At 57.2% G+C, this 17,071-nt stretch carries 9 protein-coding genes and 1 tRNA gene; 5 read left to right on the top strand and 5 right to left on the bottom strand.

Annotation, left to right across the window (positions count from 1 at the left end):
• Positions 1-140 precede the first annotated feature (140 nt).
• The 3 genes from ettA to CXQ93_RS14715 form a co-directional block, all read right to left on the bottom strand.
• Positions 141-1,823 carry an energy-dependent translational throttle protein EttA gene (ettA, locus tag CXQ93_RS14725; protein ID WP_104111191.1) on the bottom strand — a complete coding sequence of 561 codons (1,683 nt, stop codon included), beginning with the start codon at positions 1,821-1,823 and terminating at the stop codon, positions 141-143.
• A 94-nt stretch (positions 1,824-1,917) separates the two neighbouring features.
• A complete protein-coding gene (locus CXQ93_RS21130; RefSeq protein ID WP_258069022.1) occupies positions 1,918-2,436 on the bottom strand; it encodes a DUF6993 domain-containing protein in 519 nt (172 codons plus the stop codon).
• A gap of 68 nt (positions 2,437-2,504) precedes the next feature.
• A complete protein-coding gene (locus CXQ93_RS14715; RefSeq protein WP_181036175.1) occupies positions 2,505-3,113 on the bottom strand; it encodes a single-stranded DNA-binding protein in 609 nt (202 codons plus the stop codon).
• Positions 3,114-3,297: 184 nt separating this feature from the next.
• Here CXQ93_RS14715 and CXQ93_RS14710 point away from each other — a divergent pair.
• The 3 genes from CXQ93_RS14710 to CXQ93_RS14700 all read left to right on the top strand — a co-directional run bounded on the left by CXQ93_RS14710 (position 3,298) and on the right by CXQ93_RS14700 (position 6,405).
• A tRNA-Arg gene (locus CXQ93_RS14710) sits at positions 3,298-3,373 on the top strand.
• A gap of 402 nt (positions 3,374-3,775) precedes the next feature.
• Positions 3,776-5,272, top strand: a complete 1,497-nt coding sequence (locus tag CXQ93_RS14705) for a class I SAM-dependent DNA methyltransferase (RefSeq protein WP_104111189.1) — start codon at positions 3,776-3,778, stop codon at positions 5,270-5,272.
• A complete protein-coding gene (locus CXQ93_RS14700; protein ID WP_104111188.1) occupies positions 5,269-6,405 on the top strand; it encodes a restriction endonuclease subunit S in 1,137 nt (378 codons plus the stop codon). Before CXQ93_RS14705 ends, CXQ93_RS14700 begins: the two co-directional genes overlap by 4 nt.
• Positions 6,406-6,667: 262 nt before the next feature.
• On the opposite strand, the gene CXQ93_RS14695 is transcribed toward CXQ93_RS14700, so the two are convergent.
• The gene (locus tag CXQ93_RS14695; RefSeq protein ID WP_104111187.1) at positions 6,668-7,867 is read right to left on the bottom strand and encodes a protein kinase family protein; all 1,200 of its coding nucleotides are present in this window, start codon (positions 7,865-7,867) and stop codon (positions 6,668-6,670) included.
• Positions 7,868-8,465: 598 nt separating this feature from the next.
• Here CXQ93_RS14695 and CXQ93_RS14690 point away from each other — a divergent pair.
• The gene (locus tag CXQ93_RS14690; RefSeq protein WP_258069040.1) at positions 8,466-11,858 is read left to right on the top strand and encodes a DEAD/DEAH box helicase family protein; all 3,393 of its coding nucleotides are present in this window, start codon (positions 8,466-8,468) and stop codon (positions 11,856-11,858) included.
• A gap of 944 nt (positions 11,859-12,802) precedes the next feature.
• Here the strand turns inward: CXQ93_RS14690 and CXQ93_RS14680 are convergent.
• Complete coding sequence (locus CXQ93_RS14680; RefSeq protein ID WP_104111185.1) at positions 12,803-15,250, bottom strand: hypothetical protein; 2,448 nt, start codon at positions 15,248-15,250, stop codon at positions 12,803-12,805.
• A 765-nt stretch (positions 15,251-16,015) separates the two neighbouring features.
• Between CXQ93_RS14680 and CXQ93_RS14675 the strand changes: the two genes are divergently transcribed.
• On the top strand, positions 16,016-17,041 hold the full coding sequence (locus tag CXQ93_RS14675; RefSeq protein ID WP_104111184.1) for a DUF4192 domain-containing protein: 1,026 nt from the start codon (positions 16,016-16,018) through the stop codon (positions 17,039-17,041).
• The last annotated feature ends 30 nt before the right edge of the window (positions 17,042-17,071 follow it).

The raw sequence follows: 17,071 nt of genomic DNA, 5'->3' as shown, positions 1-17,071 counted from the left end.
ATTCATGCGGTGTGGGCCACGCTGGGCCCACGCCAGCTAGGACCGCCAAGGAGATACACACCTTGGTCCCACGCATGGGCCCACGCTTGCCAGGTTCCTGAGAAATCGCGTCAGCGATTTCTCAGGCCGGCGAGTGGGGACTAGTCGCGGGTCAGGCGACGATGGGTAACGCGGTGCGGACGTGCCGCATCGGCGCCCAAGCGCTCAACCTTGTTTTCCTCGTAGGAATCGAAGTTACCCTCGAACCAGTGCCAGTTGGCCGGGTTCTCGTTGGTGCCTTCGTAGGCGAGGATGTGGGTAGCAATTCGGTCCAGGAACCAGCGATCGTGCGATACCACGACGGCGCAGCCGGGGAATTCCAGCAGCGCGTTTTCAAGGCTGCTGAGGGTTTCCACGTCGAGGTCGTTAGTGGGCTCATCCAAAAGCAACAGGTTTCCGCCCTGCTTGAGGGTCAGCGCCAAGTTCAAGCGGTTGCGCTCACCACCGGAGAGCACACCTGCCTTCTTCTGCTGGTCCGGGCCCTTGAAACCGAATGCGGCAACATAGGCACGGGAAGGCATTTCTACCTGGCCAACCTGGATGAAGTCCAGACCGTCAGAAACAACTTCCCACAAGGTCTTGTCTGGGTCGATTCCGCCACGGCTCTGGTCCGCGTAGGAGATCTTGACCGAGTCGCCAACTTTGAGGTTTCCGCCGTCGAGCTCTTCCAGACCAACAATGGTCTTGAACAGCGTTGACTTACCAACACCGTTCGGGCCGATGACGCCAACAATGCCGTTGCGGGGAAGCGTGAAGGATAGTCCGTCGATCAGGATGCGATCGCCGAAGCCCTTCTTCAAGTTATCCGCTTCGAGCACGATGCCACCCAGGCGCGGGCCCGGCGGAATCTGAATTTCTTCGAAGTCGAGCTTGCGGGTGCGATCTGCCTCGGCAGCCATTTCCTCGTAGCGAGCCAGACGAGCCTTGGACTTGGTCTGACGGCCCTTGGCGTTGGAGCGTACCCACTCGAGTTCTTCGGTGAGGCGCTTGGCCTGCTTGGCGTCCTTCTTGCCCTGAACTTCAAGGCGGGCGCGCTTCTTCTCCAGGTAGGTGGAGTAGTTGCCTTCGTAGGGGTAGAGGTGACCGCGGTCAACTTCTGCGATCCATTCGGCCACGTGGTCCAGGAAGTACCTATCGTGGGTCACGGCGAGAACGGCGCCGGCGTAGCTCTTGAGGTGCTGTTCCAACCAGTTCACGGACTCGGCGTCCAAGTGGTTAGTAGGCTCATCGAGGAGCAACAGGTCAGGCTTCTGCAGCAGGAGCTTGCACAAAGCAACGCGACGGCGCTCACCACCGGAGAGGAGGGTGACGTCGGAGTCTCCCGGCGGGCACTGCAATGCGTCCATCGCCTGCTCGAGCTGGGAATCAATGTCCCATGCATCGGCAGTATCGATGGCTTCCTGCAGTTTGCCCATCTCTTCAAGGAGTGCGTCAAAGTCAGCGTCGGGGCTGGCCATTTCCTCGGAGATTTCGTTGTACCGCTGGATCTTGGAGTAGATCTCTCCAACGCCTTCCTGGACGTTGCCCAGAACGGTCTTTTCCTCGTTCAACGGTGGCTCCTGGAGCAAAATGCCCACAGTGTAGCCGGGGCTCAAGCGAGCATCACCGTTGGAGGGGGTGTCCAGACCAGCCATGATTTTCAGGATGGTGGACTTACCGGCACCGTTAGGACCCACGACGCCAATTTTGGCCCCCGGGTAGAAAGACATACTTACGTTGTCAAGAATGAGTTTTTCTCCAACAGCCTTGCGGGCATTGGACATCGTATAAATAAATTCCGCCATACCCCCAAGGTTAGTGGGTGCGGGCATATAACTCACATTCGCTACGACGGAAGTGAGCAACGCGGCACAATAGGGTCAATCCCTAGGGCGGTTGTTAGTGCGTATCTCCGACAAAGCACAGCCCTGAAGCGAGAACAGGAAGGACAGTGACTGCAACACTTCCGTCCCGCACCTGCCCAATGACGCACTCTTTACCAACCAAGGTTGCTGACTCAACCGCATCAACAGCAAGGCCCGTGGGTGTGATGTCTATGGACAACTCCACCTTTTCCTTGACGGCGCCAGCTTCCAACATTGCTGCCATCATCTGTTCGCGGTTGGGCGACTTGGTGCTGGAAGCAAGTTTCTTCAGTGAAGCAGTCATCTTGCCGGACATTTCCTCGGCGGCAGAGACGGGTTCCGCGGGCTTTTCTACGGGCGCTTTTTCATCAACTTTGACTGGAGTCTCATTGGTGGCTGCCGGAGCTGGATCTGGGACTGGCGACTCACTGGACAAGAGTGAGCAGCCGCTCATGGCCATGGATGCAGCCAAAAGAACCGATACGGCAACAGCCCGGACGCTTGGGCGGCGCTGAGCAGGCTGGCGGCGGGAAGCCATCTTTTCCAAAGTCACCCCGCCATTGTGCCATGTCCACCCGACACTCTCACCCTCCGGCGATCGCGATTCCCTCGCCCACCCGGCTAATAGGGGGCTGCGTTTACTAGGATCTCCCCTGTTTCTTCGTTGGCATGTTCGCCTTCCTGGAGCCCTTGCGCAGCGGCGCGATCGTCGTCGTCGCCGTCGTCGGACTGGTCTGTGTCTCCGCTGCGGCCGCCGTCATTGACGCCAACCTCTTCAGGATCCTCATCGGGGATGTCGCCTTCGTCGATGTCCGGGGGAACCGATCCGCCGGCGTGGTCTGCACCAGCGGCACCGTTATTTTGACTGTTCGATGGCATGCGGTGGTACGTGACGGTGCCAAAGTTGAGGTCAAGGCCGATGCTGTCCGCTTCGATGTCAACACCGTTTCCGGGTGTCCCGTCCTTGCGAAGGTAAGAACTCACCTTGAGCTTGCCAGTGAGCACGATTCGGTTGCCCTTGTGAATGCTGATCATGGCGTTGGTGGCCAGCGCCCTGAAGGCACTGACCTGAAACCAATTGGTCTTCCCGTCAACCCACTGGTTGGTGACGGGATCCTGCTGACGGGTGTTTGAACCCATGCGAAATTTTGCGATCACGAGACCGCTGTCCGTGGTGCTCATGGTGATGTCTGAGCTAACAAATCCCCGGAGGCTGATGTAGTTTGCCATTTCACTACCTTTCATTGGGCCGCGGATACGGCGATACTTCCTTGAGCTCTAGCCAACGCCGATCGAAGGACCTAAACCAGAGGGAAACACCCAAATGTGGACTTAACAGCCTCTGCCGCGCCTGTGGAGGAAGAGATCGGTGAATAAACCTGATAATTTAGATGCGGCCCTTGGTTGGGCCAACGCCTCGGTAGCTCAGCGGATAGAGCAGGAGCCTTCTAATCTCTTGGTCGTGGGTTCAATTCCCGCCCGGGGCACCAAAAAGCGCCTCTGACCTGCGGTTTCATTCCGCAGGTCAGAGGCATTTAAGGCGAAAAACGGCCCAACTCCCCCTTTACTCCCCCAATTCAGCAAAATTTTCTTCCGATTTCACTCCCCCTTTTCAGAAGGGCGAGCTCCCCCTTTTGACATCTCAGTTGACGGTTTACCCTTCAGTAGTCACGTTGCCTATTGGCGGATGCCGGATGCCGGATGCCGCAAGAGTCACCACGAAACTCGGTTAGCGGGACGATCAGACGCTCACTGCTGGACGGCAACGAATGGGGGGCGCCATGCCAGATTCGTTTGACGCCACCTGTTCACCTTCGCCAGTAGCAGGTGAACAAACACGCGGCCGGACCGACCGGCCCTGCATGAATGGTTTCCGGCGCTAAACTCAATTGGTGATCACAGGTGAAATCAAGTCCCAGGTAGACAAGGTTTGGAATACGTTCTGGACCGGCGGAATCTCCAACCCCATCGAGATTATTGAACAGGTCACGTACCTGCTCTTCTTGAAGCGGTTGGACGAGGCGCAGACCCGGGCTGAAAAGCAGGCGCTGCGCACCGGCAAGACGGCGCACAACCTGCCGTTCCCGCTGGGCAACGACCACTTGGGCCGGCCGTGGAGCGACCTGCGATGGAAGAACTTCCAGGATCTGTCCAAGGATCAGATGTTCAAGCTATTCAGCGACCGCATGTTTGTGTTCCTTCGCGAGGTGCTGCCCACACAGTCCAACGGCGAGGTCTCCAGCTACGCCAAACACCTTGAGGGCGCCCGCTTCACCATCCCCACGGCCAACGTGCTCGGCACCGTCGTCGATGTCATCAGTGGGATGGACATGTCCGGCAAGGACACCAAGGGCGACCTCTACGAGTACATGCTGTCAAAGCTGTCCACAGCAGGCACCAATGGCCAGTTCCGCACGCCACGCCACATTATCGACCTGATGGTGAAAATGCAGGCACCCCAGCCACTCGAGGAAATCTGCGATCCGGCGTCCGGTACGTGCGGCTTCCTTGTCCAGGCTTCCGAGTATCTGCGTGATAACAATGCAACGCTGCTGACCAACCCGGAAACGGCCAAGTTCTACCACAACGAACAATTCCACGCCTTCGACTTCGACAGCACCATGCTCCGCATCGGCGCCATGAACTTGCTCCAGCACGGAGTCGAGAACCCCGAGGTCACCTACCGGGATTCCCTCGCCAACCTCCACGGGGAGGAAGAAGAGAAGTACAGCCTCATCCTCGCCAATCCCCCGTTCGCCGGCAGCTTGGACTACGACAACGTCGCCAAGGACCTCCTCAGCATCCTCAAGACCAAGAAGACCGAGCTGCTGTTCTTGGCCCTGTTCTTGCGCCTGCTCAAGCCTGGCGGCCGCGCGGCCGTGATTGTCCCAGACGGCGTGCTGTTTGGATCCACCAAGGCGCACAAGGAACTGCGCAAGTTGATCGTCGAAGGCCACCGCCTCGACGCCGTGGTCAAGCTCCCCTCCGGCGTTTTCAAACCCTACGCCGGAGTCTCCACCGCCATATTGTTCTTCACCAAGACCAACGCCGGCGGCACCGAAAACGTCTGGTTCTACGAGGTTAAGAGCGACGGTTTCTCCCTCGACGACAAGCGCACCCCCCTCGGAACTTCCGACCTTGACGATGTCTTCTCCCGCTGGATGACGCGTTCGACGACGGAACTCACACGCGCGCGCACCGACCAGTCATTCTGCGTCCCCCGCACTGAGATCGAAGCAAACGACTACGACCTCTCCCTCAACCGCTACAAGGAAATCGAATACGACGAGGTCGACCACAAGTCGCCCGAAGAAATCCTCGGCGCCCTCGACAAGCTGGAAGCGTCCATCCTCAGCGGCATGGCCGAGCTCCGGGAGCTCCTCAAGTGACAGTAGTTGAACAGACTTCACGGATCACTCCTGTCGAGACCAAGGCATTCCTCGACGTTTTTGCGGACAAGACGGGAGGCAATCCCAAGGTCCAGACTTCAAATTACCTTAAAACCGGAAAGTTCCCGATCGTTGACCAAGGACGCTTGGAAATCGCCGGATATTCCAACGATCCGTCACTGGTCGCCGCGCCCCATGGACCAGTGATCATTTTTGGCGATCACACGCGCGTCCTCAAATACGTTGAAGGCCCCTTTATTCTGGGGGCCGACGGAACCAAAGTTCTCGTTCCAAAGATCGATGCAAACGTCCGATTCCTATTTCATTACCTCCGATTCGTCGACATTCCCTCTGCCGGCTACAGCAGACACTTCAAGTTCCTCAAATCAGTTCGTATCCCCCTCCCGCCCCCGCCCGAACAGCGCCGGATCGCGGCCATTCTGGACAAGGCCGCCCACCTTCGCACCCAGCGCCGCGAAGCCCTCGCCCACCTCGACGCACTGGCACAGTCGATCTTCCATTCGATGTTTGCCGACGGCAGCTTCCCGATCACCACAGTCTCTGACGTTGGGCGCGTTCAACTCGGACGACAGCGTGCTCCGAAATACCAGTCAGGGAAATACACGACTCCATACATGCGAGTCGCTAATGTACGGCTAAATTCACTTGCCCTAGACGACGTCCTGTCCATGGATTTCGACGAGCACGACACTCGCCAGTATTTACTAAATCATGGGGACATCCTGCTCAATGAGGGTCAAAGTACGGAGCTCGTTGGTCGACCGGCCATGTGGCGTAACGAGATTGACGGCTGCTGTTTCCAGAACACGCTAGTCCGGTTTGTCGCAGACCGGTCAAGGTTAGCCCCTGAATTTGCCCTTGCTGTGTTCCTCAAGCACTTCCGAGACGGCGAATTCGCCAAAATCAGCAGCAAGACATCAAGCGTGGCCCACCTCGGAGCATCCCGATTTGCTCGGATGCCATTCCCTGTTCCACCGCTTGAACTGCAGCAGACCTTCGCAAGACGCGTGGCCAGCATCGAGCGTTTGAAGGAGCAGCACCGCACCCAGCTGGCCGAGCTGGATACCCTTTTCGCCTCTCTGCAACACCGCGCATTCAGAGGCCAGCTATGACAACCTCGAGTTCCCGCTGAGACAGACGGCAGTCCCGCGCTGGTAGGACTCATTGATGGTCCTCCTTACAGCTCACGAGCGGGCTGTTTCAGGAACGCCACATATCGCCCGCTCCTTGACCAAAATTTGGTTTACGAATAACGTCGAAGACACAATTGATAATTCAGCTCCCTATGCGAGTGTCCAACTCTAAATAATCCGGCCCATCGACACGCCACGCAAACATAAGCGGCATAGCAAAGTGCTAGCTCTTCTAACGAACTCAGGCAGAGACACCTTCGGCCGAAATATCTAGTGCATCAAGCGCATCCACAATTTCCAGAACGGACTGGTAGCGTTCTTCCGGCCTCGTATGCGAGCACTTATGAACGATCTTCGACATCGCACTTCCATCACTCATCAAGCTCTGACGACCGCTAAAGATGTAAGAGAGAATGAAGCCAGCTGCATATATGTCATTGATCGGCGCATATTCTTTGAAATCCCGAAGAGCCGGATCTATGATAGAGCCTGCAATTTCAACACCCGTCCTCGTGTAGTCCGAAGAATGGTCCTTGACTAGGCCAAAATCCGAAAGCTTCACAACTACGGCTCCGGACCCATAGCGTCTGAGCAGGATGTTCTTATAGCTAAGATCACGATGGGAAAAGCCCATGAGGTGCAGGTAATTCAGTCCATACAGAAATTGTAATGCAACTCGGCGGCGCGTGGCCCTATCGAATGAGTCCTGCCCATTTCGCTCTTTGACATAGGCCTGCAGAGTGTTTTCGCAGTATTCCATAGTGTAAGAAACTTTTACATGGTCATATTTATAGACTTGCAAGATGTACGGAAAGCTGAGGTTGCTCATGATCTCAAACTCTTTTCGGAACCTCTCGGTGTCATCCGCGCTAGCACCCTTCTTGAGCGTCTTGCGAGCAAATCTGATACCATAGGCCGGATCCTCAAAGGAATGAACTCTGGCGAACGATCCCTCGCCTTCCATCTTCAGAGCGACGTCTTCCCTCTGGTCGATTTTCACGACGGTTTCCTCACCGAACGAGAATACGGGTTCGTGCCTCTTAAATTCTATAGGGGTCAGCCCGGAAGGAATCGGACTGCCGTTAGTAGCGACCAACCAATCATCAGCACTATCAATGAAATTTTCATACGCCTCATCAAGAGTCAGCGTACTTCCCGCTCGACGCACAGCACTCTTCAAAGAGTTGATGTCACCAATCAGTGAGATTAACTCTCTACTGTTCTCTGCGTTAAAGTGCCCACTAGAACCATTTGGAGCCTTGCCGTTCATGAATTTTATGTGCCGATCAAGTTCCTCATGCAACCAAGCCAACCCCAACGAGATCACATCGTCACCTTCGTAAAGTCTCAAGTACTTGTCCGCAGGTGTTGCATCCTCGTACTCGTTGAAGAGTTCTCGGATCTTCTTCAACGGGTCTGGGGTCCAAGGGTCAAAAGCCATGACGCCAGCCTACTGGGTCAGCGCTACGCTAGCGGAACTGGCATCGACACATCCGAGGAACCTTGATCATCACGGAATCACAGAGCTCCGACGCAAGCGCTCAGCCAATGACCACAGGTACAGAAAGCTGTCGTCATGAACCTACACGCACAATCCCCCAGCCAAGTTTCTGTAGGGAATTGAACTCTTCGATCCGACTTCGCACAAGACCCTGTACATCTCGGCTGGGAAATATTATTCCGTCCACGACAGGGGTTTGCGACGATGCCTCAATTGCTGATGCGCGAGCCGCTCTGGACACGGTGCACAGATGACCGTGGATTGCGCACACCTATGAACTATTCCGGGAACCTGACCTTGACTTGACAGCAATGACGGTTGCAGTCGTAGTCATCGTCAGAGTCACCCGGCACGTTTGAGATTCGAGCACCTCAGCGTCGACGAATCTACGCACCCAGACCAGCCGTCCGTCGTCGTACGTCACCGCAATAGTCCTCCGGACGTCAAAGAGCAGCCTGTACACCTGTTGTGTCGCAGCTGCATGGTTCAATGATTGAAGAGAACAATCAGTGCTACGAATGGAGCGATCTTGGGGGAAGTGCAAAGCAATTTTGCTTTCATGCTGGCACAGTGGCCGGACCTGGCCCAGCGGGCCCGCAGGGCCGAGCAGTTCGCTTGGATAGATCCACGCGTGTCCATGATGTATGCCCGCCACACGGCCGAGCACATTGTGGACTGGATATACGAGCACGAAACCGACATCCCCAGCCCCTATCAGCGGGATTTCAACGGCCTGCTGAACCAACCCGAGTTCAAGGCCCTGGTGGGCAGCACCATCACCAGCAAACTCAATGCCATCCGCAAGGCCGGCAATAACGCCGTCCACGGCAAGCCTGATCCTTCCCGTCAGAACTCACAGTTTGCAGTGGCTGAGCTCTTCCACGTTTGTTACTGGCTGGCCCGCACCTACACGATCGACGCTGCGCACCTCCCCACCACCGGCATGGCCTTCGACGTTGAACTGCTCAAGCCGAAGCTGAAGACTCCCCCGCCTGCCCCCTCTTCCATGGAAGCCGTGGCCAAACTTGCCGACGAGCTCGCCGCCAAGGACAGGGAACTTGCCGACGCCCGAGCCAAGTCCACCTCGCTGGAGCAGCAGCTCGAGGATGCCCGGGCCCAGATCGCTGCGCTGGCTGGGGCCAAGGCGCGCAACCAAGCGTCCCCAGACGCCCACAACTACGACGAGGCACTGACCCGCGCCTACCTCATTGACCAGGACCTGCACGACGCCGGATGGCCACTCACGCAGGACGAGGACCGTGAGTACCCGGTCACCGGGATGCCCAGCTCCAGCGGGGTCGGCTATGTGGACTACGTGCTGTGGGGTGCGGACGGACTGCCGCTGGCCCTCGTGGAGGCCAAGCGTTCCACCAAGGACCCCTTAGTCGGCAAGCAGCAGGCCAAGCTCTACGCCGACTGCCTGAAGGCCAAGTTCGGACGCCGCCCGATCATCTACTACAGCAACGGCTACAAAACATGGATCTGGGACGACACCCTGTACGGCGACCGCCCCGTCCAGGGATTCCACACCCGCGACCAGCTCGAACTGATGATTGCCCGGCGGACCACGCGCCGGCACCTGACTGGCGAAGCCATCGACAATTCGGTTGTGGAGCGCGGCTATCAGCACGGCGCCATCCGCGCCGTGACGGAAAGCTATGAGGCGTCGTCCCGCAAGGCATTGGTAGTCATGGCAACGGGAACGGGTAAGACAAGGACCGCCGTCGCACTTTCCAAGCTGCTCATGGACGCCAACTGGGCCAAGCGCATCCTGTTCCTCGCCGACCGGGTATCCCTAGTGGCACAGGCGGCCCGGGCGTTCAAGACCCACCTTCCCGGCAGCGCTCCGGCGATTCTAGGCCGGGACAATGACACCGACAGCCGCATCAACCTGGCCACGTACCCGACCATCATGAACATGATTTCCGGCAGCACGGGCGGTGCGGACGGTGAGCCGTCGTTCGGGATTGGGCACTACGACCTGATTATTGTGGACGAAGCGCACCGCTCGATCTACCAAAAATACCGGGCCATCTTTGACTACTTTGACTCGCTGCTGCTCGGCCTGACCGCCACACCGCAGGCCGATGTGGACCGCAACACCTATTCCATGTTCGACATTGAGGACAACGTCCCCACCTTCGCCTACGAACTCGATGAGGCGATCGACGCCGGCTACTTGGTGCCGCCGCGCGTGGTGCCAGTGCCGCTGAAGTTCCCCTACGAGGGCATCCGCTACGACGAACTGTCCGAAGACGAGAAGGAACAGTGGGACGAACTCGAGTGGGATGAAGAGGGCGAGATCCCCGACGCCGTGGACCCCGCCGTGGTCAACAGCTGGCTGTTCAACACAGACACCGTGAACAAGGCCCTTGAGGTGCTCATGACCCACGGACACAAGGTGGCCGGCGGCGACAGGCTCGGCAAGACCATCATCTTCGCCAAGAACAACCACCACGCCAACTTCATCGCCAGGCAGTTCGACAAGAACTACCCACACCTCAAGGGGCACTTTGCCCGCGTGATCACGTACCAGGAAACATACGCGCAGAGCCTGATCGACTCCTTCAGCCGCGTGGAAGACAATCCGCACATCGCCGTCTCCGTGGACATGCTCGACACCGGCATTGACGTCCCTGAAGTGGTCAACCTGGTGTTCTTCAAGATGGTGCGCTCCAAGACCAAGTTCTGGCAGATGCTGGGCCGCGGCACCCGCCTGCGCCCCGACCTCTACGGCCCGGGACAAGACAAACAAGACTTCTTCATCTTTGACCTCTGCCGCAACGCCGAGTACTTCAATACGGGACTGCCCGGCAACGAGGGCTCGGTGGGCAAGTCGCTGTCCGAGGCGACGTTCGCCACGAGGGCCAAGCTGCTCGTCGCCTCCCGGGCCGCCGGGATGGGGTCTCTGTCCCTGGTGACGGACCTGGTGCAAGGGCTGTCCGGGCAGGTTTACTTGTTGCCTGCTGCTAACTTCCTGGTGAAGCCACACCGGCAGGCAGTCGAAAAATACTCGACACCGGAGGGCTGGGCTTCGCTCTCCGACTCCGATGTGGCCGAACTGGAGACCGGTTTGGCCAAGGTTGCCGGACAGGGCGCCCCCGCCGAGAAGGAAGAAGCGAAACGCTTTGACCTGATCGTGCTCAACGCCCAGCTAGCGTCTTTGGTAGACCCCGGAGCAGTGGACACGTACCGGAAAAAGATCCAGGACATCGCGGCCGCGCTGGCCGACCAGCCCAACAACCCAGCCATTTCACCGGTGCTGGTGCTGCTGGAACAAATCGCCGACGACAACGAATGGGCGTCCGTATCGGTCGAGTGGCTCGAGTCCATTCGGCGGAAGCTGCGCGGTCTGGTGCACCTGATTGAAAAGAAACGCCGCAACGTCGTCTACACCAACTTCGAAGACGAGCTCGGTGAACTACTGGAGATCCAACTCGACGGCGTCCACTCAGGCGTGAACAACTTTGACCGCTACCGCCTAAAAGCGCAAATGTACCTGCGCTCTCACCTGGACCTGGCCACGCTGCAGCGCCTGCGCCGCAACAAGCCACTGACTCCACTTGACCTCTCCGAGCTGGAACGCATCCTTCAGGAAAGCGGCGCCGGCACGCAGGAGGACCTCACACGGGCCCGCACCGAGGGCCTGGCCCACTTCGTTCGATCCCTGGTGGGGCTGGACCGCGCAGCCGTCGAGGAAGCCTTGTCGGACTTTGTCGCCGGTGCAACCTTCAACGCCGCGCAGCTGAACTTCTTGACGGTGTTGACAACGCAGCTGTCGGAAAATGGATCTGTGGACGTCGGTGCGCTCTACGACTCCCCCTACAGCGAGCTGGCGCCCACCGGACCGGACGAGCTGTTTGGCGACGACGTGCTTGACCGGCTGGAACTGGTCCTGAAGTCCTTCGATGAAGGGCTGAAAGTCAGCTGATCGAGTCGATTTCTACCAATAGGCCACTGGTGTGGTGGCGAGATATCATTGCAGTTCCTACCCACATTTCGGGGCAAAAATCCATCTAGTATTCACAATGCAGCACAATGACTATCCCAGAATTTTCACGCTGGGTGGTGCCAGCAAAATTGAATAGAACTGGGACTCCCAGGCCCTGCTGCTGGATCCTATAGTCTTATGTCATTCGATTGCATCTGGGGGAAGTTGAACATTATGGTCAGGACAAAAAGTGAGTCCAAGAAGTACAACAAAACTCCGGGATCACACGGCACCCAGCTTCGAAAGGCTCCCCCGCGTTCCCCGTTCGAGTGGCTGGAAAAAATGGATCGAAAAGCCCGTTACACGGTCACTTGGGATGATGTGGATCGGCAATGGGCGCCCATGAAATTGACCCTCAGCCATGCACTCCGGGTCGCCGAGACCGAAGCTGTGGAGCTCATGGCTAGGCCCGATGCGGCTGATCTCCGTGATGCACGGGAGCGAGCAAAGAAACTTTATGACCTGCTTCACGGGGTCAAGGATTCAACAACCAGCACGCAGCCAACTCTAACGGGAAGACTGATATTGGGCGGACGAGCTAAAACAGCGGACGAGATGCGTCAAAACCGCCGCCGTGACAACGGAGTCTGAGCGCCTCGCCGCTAATGCGCACATTCATCCTGAGCGGCTAGGCCCATAATGCAAACTTGGGCGCGTCGTGGAAAGTCGACCTGAGCTCAGTGTCAGGACAAATACATTCGATTGGGAAATACACGGCGCGGAGACCGTGGTACAGTAACCATTTTATCAGCGATTAGCAATGCAACAACAAGATAGCGCAGCAGCTTCACCCTGACGAAACACGCACGCCACTAATGGACTAGTTCAACTGACCAGGGACGTTGAGTTCATTGGCTGAGTGCAGTGATCCCTTTTGTCCCTGCTCAGCGCCTCTTCTTATTCCTTTTGGCCTTCAGCCGGACGGTCGTCCGCCTCGCCGACGGGGGGATGCTGTTTCCCGTACGTCGAGGATCTCGGAGACCTCGTTCAACGACCAACTGTTCCATGGCTTGGCTGTACACAAACTTGTCGTTCCTGTACTGGACGTTCACGAACTCTGAACGCTCGTTAACTACTACGCCTAGTGCCCTGTCTGCACGAAGCTGATACTTTTTCACATGGACATACGATTCGAGGTGCTCACTGCAACGCTCTAGCGACTCCGTGGCAGGCTTCGAGCAAACCAGAAAAACGCCATGCCCCCACAAGTCAACATGATTCTGGGCATAGGAATGAACTCTCCCATCACTTCGCGTGAGCTTGACAACCTCCTTGAGGTTTCTGCCCAGTCCGTTCTGGCTCGCTTCAGAGAGTCCCGCTATATCCGCCCCAAATCGAAGCCATCCTGGTTTATGGTCCTTCTGAAGGAAGTCGAGTAGGGCCGAGATCAGGGGCACAGCCGTCCGTTCTGGCTTGCTGGCGGGGACGGAGCTTTGACCCTCTTTGTAGTACATCCACGCGTCAAGCGGATCCGTCAGTGTACCAACCCTTGTCGGAACGCTACTCTCCTTGTAGCGTCGACGATCTCTCGACGTTGGAACAGATGACACAGGATGTAGTTTGTGAACAACGTCGGGATCAGGATCGAAGTAAAAATTGCCTTGAATGTGCCACATTACAAGGTCAAGCTCATCCACTGCGATAAATAATCGGGCCGAGCCGGAGTCAGTCCGACGCCGTAGATACGTCAGGAAGTCAGCCGGCCGTTCAAGCAGGGTCTCAATCACGTAGAGATCGTGAAGCGAAACCAGCCACGGGATAGTATTCGATTTGATGAAACCAGATCGAACTAGCGCATCAGTGGCGATGGCGAGTGGACCCCAGTCGTCCAAACAAACTACGACCGAATGAACTTCCCGAACGCTTGAGAGGTCAAGCCACTTCCCATTACTTTTCCATAACCCATGGTTGGTTTCAATCAGTTTCCTCAGCCTTTCGGCTTGATCAGCCGCCTCACCTATGGTCTTCTTTATGTCCGTTTCAACGCGCAAAGCATTACCGGAACGCGCCTTTTCCGTGATCGATCCCGCTTTGACCTCCAAACAAATAGCGACGTCGTCGGTGACAAATAGGGCATCTGCCTCGGTGTCTAAGGTGTTGTGTCGGGGATCTTTCGAGTCACGCGATAGATCGAAAGTGCCCGTCCCAGATGGCGCCCTGTATTTGAGCGAAAAATATGTAGGCGAGTCTTCATCGAGTAACCCGGCAATCAAACGTGCGGCAGACTCCTCCACCCAGTTGTCTCTATGACGTTGGTACTGATTCCATTTCTTGGGCGTCTTCTTAAGGTCCGACTCAATCTTCGGTCGCACATAGTCATGTGGAATTGGGTCTCCAATGATCAAATAACTGCCATCAGGATCCCTCAACATTCCTTTGCCTGCAATCGGACTCGTGCCATGTACGAACCTCGTGCACCCGTCTACCGGGCTCATGGTGAGGGAATCGACACTGAAATTCTCAAGGACCGTGGTGACAACTTTCTCATCAACACCGCATTCTCTGGCAACATCTTCCGCAGTGAACCGGGTCCCGAGTCCCGGTCTCTGAAACTGTAACCTAGCAATTTCCTTGCCTTCGTCAACAGTCGCTTGCGACTGTTGATCACCGCTAGCCCACTCCTGCGCAATCTCCTGCAACCGCTCCAATCGGCCAAAAACGAGAGAAGTCAAATAGCTTTGGATGCCGTCCCAGACAGATTCGAGTTCCGAGTACGTGTATCCGGAGGTTTGTTTCACTATTGCTTGGATCGAAGAAGGGTCAAAAATTTCGTGTGCTATGGTCCTGGATGTCGAAAGGTAGTTCCTTCCTCTAACGGATACGTCGTGGGAACGCAGGATACCAGCAAGCTCCGCAGCCTTCCCACGATGCTTTTCTTCGGAGGAAGCCACGGGCAACATGTGGGCCAAATGAATAATCTGCGCTGCAGAAGCATAGATTCTCTCGACAAGTCCCTCCGGCTCGGAAGATACCACCTGCCGCTTCGTACTCCCCGTTTCAGTGCTGACGGCAGAAATCCCGACAATTGCGACCACCTCCACAGCTGCAGGAAAACGGACATACTCGCTCTCCTTAAAGTTGGAGAGGCTAGTTGGTGAAACGAACTGGCGAAGGTTGGTCAGCACATCCCAAAAGTCTCGTCCCCAGAGTTCCGACTTGATCGAAGCAACACATGAAGAAATGACATAAGGTGCTTGATCTCGGAGTTCATCCCAATTTTCAGCTGACGTCAGCCCTTGCACGGCATTGTTCATGTTCGTCATCAATGCACCTAAGGCAGCATTGCCATCGACGACGATTTTCGATACCAATTCATCTTTTTGGCCGGACATCAAGCACCTCATTCTATTGTTCTACGGCCTAAGTGTGCCATGAATGACCCACGTGGCCCTTTGGTGTTCGCCCCGTCGTTGCTGCCCATGCCCTGTACTGTGGCGAACCCGTTGGAGATGGTACCGCGACATATCCTCTCCAATCGACAGCACTCCATAAGGAATCCCAATACGCACGGAAATCTCATTCGGCGATTCCGTGCGCAAGTTTCTGGCGCCCATATTCCCAATCCTGCCAATTGCGACCAGGGCCAATACCGACTCCGTCCCAGTTCACCACTGACAGCGGGAGCCACGATATTTGCCGACTTTCGGCCGCGCACGTACCCTTCAAATCGACTCGCAGCAGTTGAATCCAGCCGTCTAGTTACGTATGTGGGGCGTTCCAGCCCCATGAACAGTGATGAAGACAGAAAATGGCTCCGGAATATTACACATGGAGCAGCAACGGTCAGTCCTAACGCAACTGCGACTCGATGGACCCATATGAACACATGCCGAACCACGTTGTGCCTTCTGGTACCCCATCATCGCTGGGCGGGCCCTCCACGCAACCAGGGCGCTACGCGCCGGGCACTCCCCCAAAAATTCTTCCTCGGCGCTCCTGCGTCGCTTATGTCCTCGAAACAATTTTCGCCCCGTGCCCGGTACCCCAAGTTGCCCTCCGGCCCCTAACACCCAGCGGTGATTCCTCTTACCAGAAGGCACCAACAGAGCAGGCGTCCGCGAACACCCAGCCACCGAACACAAAAGAGGAGCAGGACAATGGAACCGATCAGAATCAGCAGCCCAGCCGACGCCATCAGCTACATGGGCCACAGCCTCGGCTACTGGCCGAAGAAAAGCCTCGTCTGCGTCGCCCTCGACGGCGCGGCCCTCGGCCCCACCCTGCGCGTGAACCTGCCCGTCGCCACAGAATTCGTAGAGACTTACGCTGAAAGTGTCGCCCACTCCGTCGGTTTCGACCCGGACGCCACCGCCGTCCTCATGGCCCTGTTCACCCACCAGCCTTGGGGCAAGGGAAACCCCAAGCCCTTCGCTTCACTGATCCAAGGAGTCAAGCGACGGTTCTTGGCTGCCGGGCTACTCGTCCATGACGTATGGATCGTCGGCCCCGAATCCTACGCCACCTACGACGGCGCCAACCCCACCACCTGCGGCAAGGAAACCCCACTGGAGGCCCTCGAGTCCAGCACCCTCAACGCCGAACTGGTCTACCAAGGCAGCCTCATCGGAGAGCGCGACACACCCGCCATCCCCGAGTTGTTCGCTGCCGTCGACCACGACGCCGTCGAGTCAGCCATACGAGACATGACCACCAACCCCGCCAAGAGCCTTGACGCGGCCTACCGGTTGTGGATGGATCTCATCGACCACGGCGACGACCCCACCCATGAGCAGTCGGCTAAGATTCTGGCCGGGCTGCAGCACGTCGGACTCCGCGACCAGATCCTGGCCGACATGCCAGGCATCAACGAACCCATGGGATCCACACTCTTTGGTGCCACGGACGAAGCCCCGCAATGGGAGCGGATCGACGGCTCTGAAAAGCTGCTGCGGCAGCTGCTCACCATCACAGCCCCAGCTCACGCGGCGGCCCCGTTGACGATGCTCGGGCACATCTGCTGGTGGAAGGGCAGGGGAACAGCTGCCGCGAACTACATGCACGTCGCCCTGACGTTTGACCCCGACTACCACCTGGCCAGACTGCTGGACCAGATGCTGGGCGCCGGCGTCGTGTCCGGCTGGGCACAACACAAGAACACCGCATACCGAAACCACAACCAGTAGTTCCACGCGATCCAGCACCAGAAAAACAGA

The organism is Arthrobacter sp. N199823 (assembly GCF_002929705.1).
Taxonomy (GTDB): domain Bacteria; phylum Actinomycetota; class Actinomycetes; order Actinomycetales; family Micrococcaceae; genus Specibacter.
This window is presented reverse-complemented; position numbering and strand designations above follow the sequence as displayed.

What these genes read in the sequence shown, in the direction of transcription:
- ettA (WP_104111191.1), bottom strand. Translation starts at nt 1,823, where the DNA reads ATGGCGGAATTTATTTATACGATGTCCAATGCCCGCAAGGCTGTTGGA.
- CXQ93_RS14715 (WP_181036175.1), bottom strand. Translation starts at nt 3,113, where the DNA reads ATGGCAAACTACATCAGCCTCCGGGGATTTGTTAGCTCAGACATCACC.
- CXQ93_RS14695 (WP_104111187.1), bottom strand. Translation starts at nt 7,867, where the DNA reads ATGGCTTTTGACCCTTGGACCCCAGACCCGTTGAAGAAGATCCGAGAA.
- CXQ93_RS14680 (WP_104111185.1), bottom strand. Translation starts at nt 15,250, where the DNA reads ATGTCCGGCCAAAAAGATGAATTGGTATCGAAAATCGTCGTCGATGGC.
- CXQ93_RS14675 (WP_104111184.1), top strand. Translation starts at nt 16,016, where the DNA reads ATGGAACCGATCAGAATCAGCAGCCCAGCCGACGCCATCAGCTACATG.